Source organism: uncultured Campylobacter sp. (assembly GCF_938017615.1).
Taxonomy (GTDB): domain Bacteria; phylum Campylobacterota; class Campylobacteria; order Campylobacterales; family Campylobacteraceae; genus Campylobacter_B.
This window is the reverse complement of the sequence record NZ_CALIJA010000007.1, coordinates 1-11,501: the sequence shown is the minus strand read 5'-3', so window position 1 is coordinate 11,501 and position 11,501 is coordinate 1. Positions and strand designations below refer to the sequence as shown.

Genomic DNA, 11,501 nt, shown 5'->3' with positions numbered 1-11,501 from the left:
TGCAGAATTTCATCTATTAAATTTTGCTTTTACGCTTGCAAAAAATTTCATTTCGCCGCGAAATTTGAGCGAATAGAGCTCTATAAAATTCCGCTATCTAATAAAATTCTAAAAATTCCGCTAGCAGGCGAAACTCTACAAAATTTGATGGCAAGCGAAATTTAATAAACCACGCAGTTAAGCAAAATTCTGCGAATTTAGCAGGCAAGCGAAGTCCTGCGACATAAAATTACAAAATTAAGCTTTTGAAATTTCCGCGAAATTTTACCCACAGTATCGTCGCAGCGCTCACTCGCGCAAAACGAGTGCAGTATGGTTTATCCTAGCAGCGCGGCATGCAGCCGTGAAATTTCAAAGCGCATGGATGAAATATGAAAATTTTATTTTTAATTGCAGCATTAGGGCATTGTTTCGCACGGCGGCAAAGCCGAAAAAAACGTCAGCCGTTCGTGTTTTGCACACCGCGCCAGTATCGCGAGAGGCAGCAAAATTTAAACCGCCTACGCATATAAATTGCGCCGGCGTGCCGCCTAGGCTAGCGCACTAGCTCCATATTCACCTTGACCCTGCTCATCTTGTCCTGCAGCATATCCATCACCGACTCATTGCGCGACGAAGCGTCATCCGTCGGGGCTTCGTGCTGCTGCCACTTGCTTTTCGGCGCGGCGGGGCCCCACTGCGACGAAAATATCAGCCCGCGCTTTTTCTCGGTCTCAGGCGCAGGCTCGTAAGGCTGTGGAGCGGGCTTCGCCCAACGCTCATCATAACGCATCGCAGCACCTTGCCCTAGCGCATTACCCCGCTTTGGCGACGACATCTTACTAAGCGCGCTACCGCTAGGGCGCCCTATCGCACGGCTAGAGCGAGCAGATGTGGGAAGATAGGGCGCGCGGGCATTTTGACGAGCCGTATACTTCGTGGCGCTCGAATGAGATGCAGCTGTATGCCCCATAGCGCCAGAACGAGTTGCACTATAGCCGTAGCGAGCTTGTGCGTCTATGATTTTGCCGGTCTGCTCATCCGCGCCTCCGTGAGTTTGCGCGCTTACGCTTCTCCGCATATCTGCGCCTCTGTAAGTTTGCTCCGTATCGCGAGCGCTTGGCGCCTCGTCCTCATAGATACGGGTCTTTGACAAACGCATTAGCGTCGCAACTAGACTCTTGCTAGCTCCATTCTGGCTGTTTGATTGATTAGCCGGGTGCCTAGATGCTTTATTTCTCGCAGAATGCGATGCGGAATTTTGCCTAGAATTTTTAGTGAAATTTTTCGCACTTTTTTGCGTGAAATTTTTAGCGAAATTCCTAGACGCACGCGTATTTTTTGTGAGCTTGGATTTTGAAAGGCTTTTAGCATTTGCAGATTTTTTAGCATGCGGCTCGGTAGAGGATTTCACCGAAGTATTTTTACTCAGATGATCTTTGACTCGTAAATTCTGAGATGAAATTTTATATTTATGGTTTTGCAACGCGACAGGCAATTCATGGTTTTGCTGCGCAGCAAAAACGCTAGAGAAGCTCGTCAAAATGAACGCAATTAAAAAAATACGAGCTAAATTTTTCATCGTTTTCCTTTCCATGGATTTTAGGCGAAATTTAGCAAAGCTTAGATTAAGCCACGTTAAATTTAATGAGTGAGGCTATGAAATTTCAGCTCTAATTCCAAGCCGTATCGCCAAACAAAAGGCTAAGCTTTAAAAATTCCGCAGCTAGGATTCTGTTTGGCAATAGAATTTTATCACACTAAAAATATGACGTCACGGCAAAAATTTTATCTTGTAAGCGCTTAAGAAGGAGAGCTGAAAAATTTTAAAGTTTTAGAATTCTGCGCTTAGATTTTGAGTGGCAAGTCAGAATTTAAGGTAAAAAGTAAGCTCAGATAAAGTTTTTAAATTTAAAGGATAATGCGGCAAAACCGTAAATTTGCGGTGAGATACGAAATTTATAAGATCATGCAGTGACTAAAAATTACACCGCTTAATCGCTAATTCATAATAAATCGCCGCGCCTTAGACATATCCAAAACGCGGCACATCTCATTTTACTGCGCATAGCAAAAATATCGCCGCGCATAAAGCATTTCGCGGCGCTGTAAAAATCTCGCAGCGCCGTTTCAATGGCATAGGAGCGCCGAATGACGCCCCCGCGGGACTACATCATTCCGCCCATGCCACCCATTCCGCCCATATCAGGCATTGGAGGCATTGCAGGTTTCTCCTCTTTGATCTCGCTTACGGTCGCTTCGGTCGTTAGAAGCAGGCTTGCGACGGAGACCGCGTTTTGAAGCGCAATACGCTCGACCTTCACAGGATCGATGATACCTGCCTCAAACATATTGACGTACTCGCCGTTTGCGGCGTTGAAGCCAAATTTTTTGTCTGAGCCCTGCTCGACCTTATTTGCTACGACACCCGCGTCAAATCCCGCATTCTCTGCGATCTGGCGAAGTGGAGCGAAAAGCGCGCGCTTAACGATGTCCGCACCGATAAGCTCGTCGCCGCTTAGAGCTAGTTTTACGCTAAGTCCCGCTCTGATTAGCGCAGCGCCGCCGCCGATTACGATACCCTCGTCTACGGCTGCTTTGGTTGCGTTTAGAGCATCGTCCACGCGGTCTTTTTTCTCTTTCATCTCGGTTTCGGTCGCAGCGCCCACCTTGATGACCGCGACGCCGCCGCTAAGCTTAGCCATGCGCTCTTGAAGCTTCTCTTTGTCGTAATCGCTCGTAGTCTCTGCGATTTGAGCTTTGATCTGCAAAACACGCGCGTCGATATCTTTTTTCTTGCCCGCGCCGCCTACGATAGTGGTGTTATCTTTGTCGATCACGATGCGCTCGGCTTGTCCGAGATCAGCCATAGAAGCGCTTTCTAGCGTTCTACCAAGCTCCTCGCTTATGACGGTACCGCCTGTTAAAATCGCAATATCTTCAAGCATCGCCTTTCTGCGATCGCCAAATCCAGGGGCTTTGACCGCAGAGATGTTTAACACGCCGCGAAGTTTATTTACGACCAAGGTCGCAAGCGCCTCGCCCTCGATATCCTCGGCGATGATTAGAAGCGGTTTGCCGCTTTTTTGAACCTGCTCCAAAACCGGAAGAAGATCTTTTAAATTTGTAATTTTTTTGTCAAATAGAAGCACTAGTGGAGAAGCTAGCTCGACCAGCATCTTCTCAGCATTTGTAATAAAATACGGGCTTAGATAGCCGCGGTCAAACTGCATTCCCTCGACTACGTTTAACTCATCGTTGATAGATTTTGCCTCTTCTACCGTGATAACGCCATCCTTGCCGACTCTTTCCATAGCGTCTGCGATCAGATCGCCCACCGCGCTGTCGTTATTAGCAGAGATCGTAGCGACCTGAGCGATCTCTTTTTTGCCACTTACTTTTTTAGAGGATTTTTTTAGCTCCTCGATAACCGCAGCGCTAAATTTATCCATACCGCGCTTAACTTCGATCGGATTTGCGCCCGCAGTTACGTTGCGTAGGCCCTCTTTAAAGATCGCGTGAGCTAGCACGGTTGCTGTAGTAGTACCATCTCCTGCTTGATCGTTGGTTTTACTCGCTACTTCGCGCACCAAAGAAGCGCCCATATTCTCGAGCGTATCTTTTAGCTCGATCTCTTTAGCCACGCTCACGCCGTCTTTTGTGATCGCAGGAGCGCCGAAGCTCTTTTGGATTAAGACATTGCGACCGCGAGGTCCCATCGTAACTTTTACAGCGTCGTTTAGCTTCCTAACGCCCGCGTAAAGCTTGTTTCTTGCGTCGTCTGAAAAAATAATCTCTTTTGCCATTTTCAATCCTTTTTATTTAATTATGCCTAAAACATCTTCTAAATTTAAGATAAGGTATTTCTTATCGTCTAAGCTAATCTCGCTGCCTGCGTATTTTGCAAACGCTACGGTATCGCCATTTTTGACACCTTCACATTCGCTGCCGACGGCTACGATTTTACCGGTCGAAGGCTTCTCTTTTGAAGCATTGTCGGGGATGATGATGCCCGAAGCGGTCTTTTTAGTTTCCTCCTCGCGCTCGATTAGAACGCGCTTGCCAAGTGGTTGAAATTTCATTTCAGTCCTTTCTTTGATTTGTGATTTTCTAAAATTGGCACTCAATGTGTTTGAGTGCTAAGATTATATGCAAAATTTATATTCTTGTCAATAGTTTATGAAAAATTTTTATAAAACTTTAGTGATTTAAACTCAAGTATTGAGATTTCAAACGTTAAATTTTAAGGGCTATAATACCCTCAAATTTTAAATTTTTAAGGGGACGAAATGAAAATTTTCGGCATAATCGCAGGAATTTTAATCCTGCTTATCGTAGGCGCGGGCTGCCTATTTTTCAGCGATTTTGGCAACAATCTTACCAAGCCTTACATAGAAAATTTGATCAAAGAAAAAAGCGGCCTTGACGTGAAGCTCGATAAATTCGATCTAAATTTCGGCGATTTGGACATCAGCGCCAACGTAAATGATGCTGTGAGCGTAAACGTAAAGGGCAAATACTCGCTTTTTGCGCGCTCCTTCGATCTTAGCTACGACGCAAACGCGCACGATCTAGCCAAACTCGGCATAAAAATGGACGAAGGGCTGAGCCTTAAGGGTCAAATTTTAGGCGATCTTGACAAATTCGGCATCAACGGCAGCGGGCGGATTTTTGATAGCAACGTAAAATTTTTAGCAAATTTAAAAGACCTCAAACCGCTTGATCTGCAAATCGACGCTAAAGCTCTAAACGTCGAAAAAGCCCTTGCCGTGGCTTCGCTGCCGATCTACGCAAAAGGAAATATCGACGTGCTCTCGGACATCAAGGCTAGCAGCGGCGGCGCAGAGGGCAACGCAAGCATCAAGAGTTCAAATTTGATCCTAAACGAATCTGCGTTTAAAGATATGAATATCTCCATCCCAAAGGGCGTGCAGATCACGCTAAACTCGGACATCACGGCGCAAAATGACGTCCTGCGAGCAGCAAGCAAGATCGATTCGACGCTGGGCAAGATCAGCGCCGAAAAATCGGAATTTGATCTGAAAAGCAAAACTTTAAATTCCGATTTTAATCTAAATTTACCGGATCTAGCGAAGCTCGAGAGCCTGTTTGGGCGCAAAATTTCTGGCGACGTTAAAGCAAACGGAAATTTAAAGACCGATTTTTCTACGCTTGAGCTTTCAAACTCGCAAATTTCGGCGTTTAAAGACGCGCTTAAAGCGGATGCGGAGGCCAAATTTGACCTGAAAAACAAAAACGGCGAACTGTCCGCGAAGCTAAACGCAAACGATCTAGCCGCGCTGCAAAACGTCCTGGGAGTGAAGCTGCAAGGCAAGGCAAACGGCGAGCTTAGCGCGGCTTTAGCGCAAAATGAGCTTAAAAATCTAAGCTTAAATCTAAACGCGATGGGCGGCAACCTGAATGCGAGCGGAAATTTAAGCGACCTAAAACTTAAGGCGAGCAATCTAAATCTGGCAGTGCTTTCAGCTCTGTTTTACGGCAGTGCGATCGGAGAGGGCACGATAAACGGCGATGCGAAGTTAAACTTAAAAGACGGCATCAACGGCACGGCGCAAATTTCGCTTGCTAACGGCGTGATTTTTAAGAAATTTTTAGACGGCGCGACGGGCAAGAACTTCCCGAATGATCTAAAAGCGGACGCGCAGGCGCAGACAAATATCAAAAACTCAGTCGCGACCTTTAGCGTAAGCGCAAACTCCGATCTGGCGCAGCTTCAGAGCTTAAACGGCACTTATGAGCTTAAAAACAAAGCGCTTAAAGCAAACTACGCGCTGCTGATCCCGAGCCTGCAGAGACTAGAATTTTTCTTAAATCGCAGACTAAACGGCAAAATTGCCGCGACGGGCGAGCTTTCGCACGACGGCAAGAGCCTGTTTGCGACCGTAAATTCCAAGGTTGCGGGCGGCGAGCTGAACGGACAGATCGCGGGCGATGAGGCAAACTTTAAAATCCAAAATTTCATCGTCAAAGAGCTTACGACGCTTTTAAATATCGATCACGTCTACGACGGCACGGGCAACGCAAATCTTACGTATAACACGAGCTCGCACAGCGGAAAATTCGACGCGATCATCAACAACGGCCGCCTTCCTAGCGGCGGACTGATCGATAAAATCGGCAAAATTTTAGGCCGCGATCTGGGCGGCGAGGTCTATAACGACGCCAAAGTAAACGGCACGATCAAGCAAAATTTGATAAATTTCAACGCCGATATGAGCGCGCAAAAAAGCAAGCTAAACGTCACCGGCGGCACGCTGGATAGCAAAACGGGCGCGATTTCGGTGCCGGTTAAGGCAAATATCGAAAAGACCGATCTTGAGATAAACATCACCGGCACGATCAAAGAGCCGAAATACGACGTGCGATCGGACTATCTAAAGGGCAAGCTCGACAAGCAGATCGGCAAGGGTATCGACAAACTTTTCGGCGTGAAAAAGGACGATAACAGCAGCAAAAACGACGCGAAAAAGGAAAAATCTGACGCGATTAAGGGGCTGATAAATGGGCTATTTTAGCCCATTTGCTCCCATTTGGCGCTTAAAATTTATGGATACTGCTAAACGAGCGCGAGATTTGAAATTTTGAAATTTTGAAATCTCGCGCAGTTTAAATTTTAAAATTTTATGCAGTTTAAAATTTAGAATTTTGCACTTGCCGGCGCAGCCGGAGCCTCAAAATTTTAAAGCAGGACGCGCACTACTTATCAAAATTTTAAACCCTACTAAGATCTGTATTTTAATAGCGCTTCAAATTTAACACTGCAAATTTATCCTGCTTGCGCCGCCGCTATCCGCAATGAAATGCACGCCGCAAGCCTAGCGCCTTTTAAAATGCTTCGTATCGATACTGCGCGCCGTGTTTTCAGGTTATCCGATGCTACTTAAAATTTCGCGGCGCAATGTTTATTGCAGTTGGCGCCATGCTTGATAAAATTTGCCCGCCATTATCGCAAGAAAAATGAGCGTCAAAGCTCCAAATATCGTAGCTGTAAATTTATCATCCGTCGTAGCGTATTTGTCATATCTGAATTTCATCAGATACTCACGCTGCGGCGGATCGACGCTCGCATTATAATCCAAAAATAAGACCTGATATGCCGTGCCGCGACCCTGAAACGGAAACGGACGGCTTTGATACCAAGCTTTAACTCGCTTGCCTTCCAGCCATTCGTATGCGATTAGCGAGATAGAAGGCTTGATATTTACGCCTTGCCACTCGTCCGCTCCTGACCGCTTGAAATTAGCTTCAGCAATTGCTGCATTGAGCAAAATTTTATTTTTATAAAAAGAGGTTAAGTTATCCGTATCGCCATTTAAAAAGACTTTGATAAATTTGCGCTCATCCGTAAAAATCTGCATATATTCGCGCCCATCATCGCTTCTGACATCCATGATTATTCCATTTGCGATTTTCAGATCATCTAAGCTTTTAGGATTCAAGCTAAAAAGAAATCCGTACCACATCGCCGCCAAATAAAATGCGATCATAAATAGATCGAACTTGCGATCTAAGTTATACCAAATTTCGCCGAGCTTCATCGATCATTACATTGTAAGTTTCGCTGCAAGATACGGAATTTCACGGCTTTTATTATCGAGGGCTATATTCCTGCATCATCACCACGGGCAGAAAAAGTACCGCTCCCACGATTACCACCGGTATAGCTACGATGCCTCTTATCACATCCGATAGAGCGCTACTCTCGCAGCGTTCAGGCCTAACCTCGATGTGAGCGGGTATCGGAGAGCGCAGCCTATCGCTTGGCTTCATTATTTCGCTAAGATTTTTGATCTGTACGACGCGCGCATCGAAGTAGAAAATCGCTTCTATCTCGCCCTTTTTCTCATCGATTTCTATGCGATCCGCCAGAGCTTTGATTTTGGCGACGTCTGCTCCTGCGGCAGAGTTTAAAAAAGCACTGAAGCTACCGCGCGCCTCGCCGTTTTTCGCATCCGTCACTTCGATCTGTACAAACTCGCGCTTAAGCCCTTTGGCGTATCCGCCATCGTAAAATTCCGAGATATTCTTAAGCGACGAGCCGTCCGTCAGCACATAGCTGAGCTTCTCGCCTACGATGTATTCCTTGCCATCGTTTATGAAAAATGCCGTGATCTTTTCGGGCGTTTCGTTCGCCCCAGGCACTACGTTTTGTTTGCACTGGCATCCCACAAGCAGGACGGCTAGTAAAACCGCGATAAATTTTTTCATGATGATCCTTTAAAATTTTAAATTAGCGTATGAATTCCGCAGCCCAAGCTCTATCTCAAAAAATTTCAGCAGCGAAATTTTGCGCCGATACAATTTAGCCGCAACCGAACTTAAATTTAGCCCCAAACGCAGGCTACTTCAGTGCCGCTTTGACCGCATCGCTCAACCGCTTGCCGTCCACGCTTGAGCCGAGCGCTTCCTTGGCGGCTTTCATCACGCGCCCCATATCCTTTGCGCCGCTAGCGCCGAGCTGCGCGATTAGCGAGCTGACGGCAGCGGCAAGCTCGGCATCGCTTAGCTGCGCGGGCAGATAGGACGCGATGATCTCGATCTCGCCTTGCTCTTTTTGCACCAGATCGTCGCGACCGCCCGCGCGGTACTGCTGCACAGAATCGTTTCGGCGCTTGATCTCGCTTTGAAGTATGCTAAAGACGCGCTCGTCGCTAAGGCTGATGCGCTCGTCCACCTCGACCTGCTTAAGCGCGGCGTTAAGCATCCGCAGGCTGTCTCTGCGGAAGTGATCGCCGCTCTTCATCGCCGTTTTAATGTCTTCTAAAATTTGCTCTCGCACACCCATTTTTCACTCCTTTAGATTGAAATTTCGGCGGTAATTGTAGCAAATTTAAAATTTGGCTCGGGTAAATTTAAGAGGATGAAATTTTAAAATTTTAAAGATTTAGCGCAATTTGCGGCTAAACTTAAAGCTCGCGCGGATATCGTCTGCGGTAAAGACTCGCGCGCAGCTACCCTTTGCGGAAAAAAGCTCGCGAGAAGTGCGCTAAATTTAAAAAGCCCCGCAAGAATATAAAATTCCTGCGAGGCAAAGCAAGCGATAAGAGCTCGCGAAGGCTCTATTTAGCGCGTGAGAATATCATTCGCACGATTTGAATCAAGAAGCACACGCTTCCAACCAAAAAGATCGTATCGCCGATGATGCGCGCCCAGCGAAGCCCGTAGAGGCTATCTTTTTGCAAGAATTCCGCACTTCTTGCGTACCACATACCCACGTCGATCGCCGCAAACGCCTGCAAAATTCCAACCGGCAGAAGCGAGATTAGCACCATTAGAAGCAGACCCGCATTTAGCGCCCAAAAGCCGATCTTCATCAGCGTATCATCAAAGTTTTTGTCTTTGTAAATATACAGCGCCACGAGCCACACGAAGCCGAGCGCCAAAAAGCCGTATACGCCAAATAGCGCCGTATGAGCGTGCACTGCGGTGGTGTTTAAGCCCTGGATGTAAAACAGCGCAAGCGGCGGGTTGATCAAAAAGCCGAAAACGCCCGCGCCCAGCATATTCCAAAACGCTACTGCGATGAAGCAGTAAAGCGGCCATTTTAAACGCTTAGCCCAATCCTGCGCGAATTGAAGCTTGTAGTAATGAAACGCTTCCGAACCCAAAAGCACCAAAGGCACGACCTCAAGCGCCGAGAAGCTCGCACCCACAGCCATTATCGGCGTAGTGGTGCCCGCAAAATAGAGGTGGTGGAAGGTACCAGGAATTCCGCCGATTAGGAAAATCGACGCGCTAGCAATCGAGGTGTAGGTGGCAAATTTCTTGCTTACTAAGCCCAAGGACGCGAACACGAACGCCAAAGACGCCGTTGCGAAAACCTCGAAAAATCCCTCGACCCAAAGGTGCACGACCCACCAGCGCCAATACTCCATTACAGGGATCGGCGAGCGTTGTCCGTAAAATAGTCCCGCGCCGTAAAAAAGCCCCACGGCGATAACCGAAGCGGTAAAGATCGCCAATAAATTCTTATCGCCCTCGGCTCTAAAGCCCGCGATAAAGCCACGTAGCACGAGCACCATCCAGATCACAAGGCCCACGAACAGTATTAGCTGCCAAATTCTACCTAGGTCTAAATACTCATATCCTTGATGTCCGATCCAGAAACTGCTGCTTGGATCCATCTTGCCCGCAATCGCCATGTATTCGCCCGCGAAGCTGCCGACGACCAAGAAAAGAAGCGCGTAGAAAAGCACGTCCACGCCGAGCTTTTGAAATTTCGGATCCTTGCCGCCGTTGATGATCGGAGCTAGAAACAATCCCGCCGCCAAAAAGCCCGTAGCGATCCAGAAAATGGACGCTTGCACGTGCCAGGTGCGCGCTAGCGAGTAAGGGATATACTGCGAAATATCCAGCCCGAAAAAGGACTGACCCTCGATCGTATAGTGCGCAACAAAGCCGCCGATGAAGGCTTGAAATGCAAACAATGCAATCGCTACGAAAAGGTACTTGCCGAGCGCCTTTTGCGACGGCGTAAGCGCTAAAGCGGCGATCGGATCGGTGTTTAGCTTCGCAGGAGCCTCGAAATCCTCGTCCTTTTTGCCGTAGAAATTTCCAAACCACACTAAAAGACCGATGCCGGTAAGCAAAATAACGAGGCTTGCGATCGTCCAAACGACGTTTTCCGTGGTAGGGACATTGTCTATTAGCGGCTCGTGCGGCCAGTTATTGGTATAGGTCGCCTCTCCGCTCGGACGATCCGTAGAAACCGCCCATGCAGTCCAAAAGATGAAATCCACGAGCTCGGCGCGGTGTTGCTCGTTTGCGAGCGTGTTTTCCTTCATCGCGTAATCCTCGCGAAGCTTTTTAAAGCGCGGATCGTTTCCGAAAACGCCCATGTACTCGTCTTTTACGACCGCCATAGCCTTCAAGCGATCATCGCTTAACTTAACGGTGCCGTCTTTTACGGTGTTGGTGCGATACTCAGCCTTGGTAAGCGCCTTGATCTGCGCCTTTTGCTCGTCGCTCAAAGCGTCAAATTTCGCTCCGAAGCGCTCCTGCGCCTTGATATCCATAAACGCAACCAGCTCCTTATGCAGCCAATCTGCGCTCCAATCGGGCGCCTGATACGCGCCGTGACCCCAAATCGAGCCCACCTGCATACCGCCGATGCTCTGCCAGGCCTCCTGCCCGCGGTAAATGCGCTCGGTACTGATTAGCTCAGCTCCGCTAGCATCGGTAAATTTTACCACCGGCGGAGACTGCCTATACACCTCGCCGCCGTAAAAACCCAAGAAACTAAAGCCCACGATGAGTACCGCTACAAGCGCCATCCAGAGCTTTTTAAATTCTGCCATTTTCACTCCTTTAACTGAAATTAGGAGAGAATTTTACCTATTTAAATTTCGATAAGCATTGAGGTCCGTCAATAAAAAGATAAAATTTATCTGCTTAAGCTGGAATTTATCTAATTTTACAAAGAAAGATCGCTTAAGGTGAGATTTTTAATATACTAAATTTAAGTCCCGAAATAGTAAAATTAAAAATATAAAATCAAGCAA

General features: G+C 47.3%; 8 protein-coding genes. 1 reads left to right on the top strand and 7 read right to left on the bottom strand.

All coding sequences use genetic code 11. The features are described 5' to 3' along the window. Window positions 1-535: 535 nt before the first annotated feature. The 3 genes from Q0620_RS00280 to groES all read right to left on the bottom strand — a co-directional run bounded on the left by Q0620_RS00280 (window position 536) and on the right by groES (window position 4,061). A complete protein-coding gene (locus Q0620_RS00280) occupies window positions 536-1,561 on the bottom strand; it encodes a hypothetical protein (protein WP_298782654.1) in 1,026 nt (341 codons plus the stop codon). A 586-nt stretch (window positions 1,562-2,147) separates the two neighbouring features. After that, window positions 2,148-3,785 carry a chaperonin GroEL gene (gene groL / locus Q0620_RS00275; protein WP_298782652.1) on the bottom strand — a complete coding sequence of 546 codons (1,638 nt, stop codon included), beginning with the start codon at window positions 3,783-3,785 and terminating at the stop codon, window positions 2,148-2,150. A 12-nt stretch (window positions 3,786-3,797) separates the two neighbouring features. Continuing rightward, on the bottom strand, window positions 3,798-4,061 hold the full coding sequence (gene groES / locus Q0620_RS00270; protein WP_005871710.1) for a co-chaperone GroES: 264 nt from the start codon (window positions 4,059-4,061) through the stop codon (window positions 3,798-3,800). A gap of 207 nt (window positions 4,062-4,268) precedes the next feature. Between groES and Q0620_RS00265 the strand changes: the two genes are divergently transcribed. After that, entirely contained in the window at window positions 4,269-6,515 is a 2,247-nt protein-coding gene (locus Q0620_RS00265; RefSeq protein WP_298782650.1) for a hypothetical protein, read from the top strand. Between the two features lie 387 nt (window positions 6,516-6,902). Here the strand turns inward: Q0620_RS00265 and Q0620_RS00260 are convergent, their stop codons facing one another. The 4 genes from Q0620_RS00260 to Q0620_RS00245 all read right to left on the bottom strand — a co-directional run bounded on the left by Q0620_RS00260 (window position 6,903) and on the right by Q0620_RS00245 (window position 11,297). Continuing rightward, window positions 6,903-7,538, bottom strand: a complete 636-nt coding sequence (locus Q0620_RS00260; RefSeq protein ID WP_298782648.1) for a hypothetical protein — start codon at window positions 7,536-7,538, stop codon at window positions 6,903-6,905. Window positions 7,539-7,590: 52 nt separating this feature from the next. Further along, window positions 7,591-8,208: a hypothetical protein gene (locus tag Q0620_RS00255; RefSeq protein WP_298782646.1), complete on the bottom strand. Its 618-nt coding sequence runs from the start codon at window positions 8,206-8,208 to the stop codon at window positions 7,591-7,593. A gap of 133 nt (window positions 8,209-8,341) precedes the next feature. After that, on the bottom strand, window positions 8,342-8,785 hold the full coding sequence (locus tag Q0620_RS00250; protein ID WP_298782644.1) for a GatB/YqeY domain-containing protein: 444 nt from the start codon (window positions 8,783-8,785) through the stop codon (window positions 8,342-8,344). A 274-nt stretch (window positions 8,786-9,059) separates the two neighbouring features. After that, window positions 9,060-11,297 (bottom strand): nitric-oxide reductase large subunit, encoded by a 2,238-nt coding sequence (locus Q0620_RS00245; RefSeq protein WP_298782642.1) that lies wholly within the window; start codon window positions 11,295-11,297, stop codon window positions 9,060-9,062. Between the last annotated feature and the right edge of the window lie 204 nt (window positions 11,298-11,501).

Bases quoted from the DNA above. Each gene is read 5' to 3' on its own strand.
- Q0620_RS00245 (WP_298782642.1), bottom strand. From the start codon at position 11,297: ATGGCAGAATTTAAAAAGCTCTGGATGGCGCTTGTAGCGGTACTCATC.
- Q0620_RS00265 (WP_298782650.1), top strand. From the start codon at position 4,269: ATGAAAATTTTCGGCATAATCGCAGGAATTTTAATCCTGCTTATCGTA.
- groL (WP_298782652.1), bottom strand. From the start codon at position 3,785: ATGGCAAAAGAGATTATTTTTTCAGACGACGCAAGAAACAAGCTTTAC.
- Q0620_RS00280 (WP_298782654.1), bottom strand. From the start codon at position 1,561: ATGAAAAATTTAGCTCGTATTTTTTTAATTGCGTTCATTTTGACGAGC.
- Q0620_RS00250 (WP_298782644.1), bottom strand. From the start codon at position 8,785: ATGGGTGTGCGAGAGCAAATTTTAGAAGACATTAAAACGGCGATGAAG.
- Q0620_RS00255 (WP_298782646.1), bottom strand. From the start codon at position 8,208: ATGAAAAAATTTATCGCGGTTTTACTAGCCGTCCTGCTTGTGGGATGC.
- groES (WP_005871710.1), bottom strand. From the start codon at position 4,061: ATGAAATTTCAACCACTTGGCAAGCGCGTTCTAATCGAGCGCGAGGAG.
- Q0620_RS00260 (WP_298782648.1), bottom strand. From the start codon at position 7,538: ATGAAGCTCGGCGAAATTTGGTATAACTTAGATCGCAAGTTCGATCTA.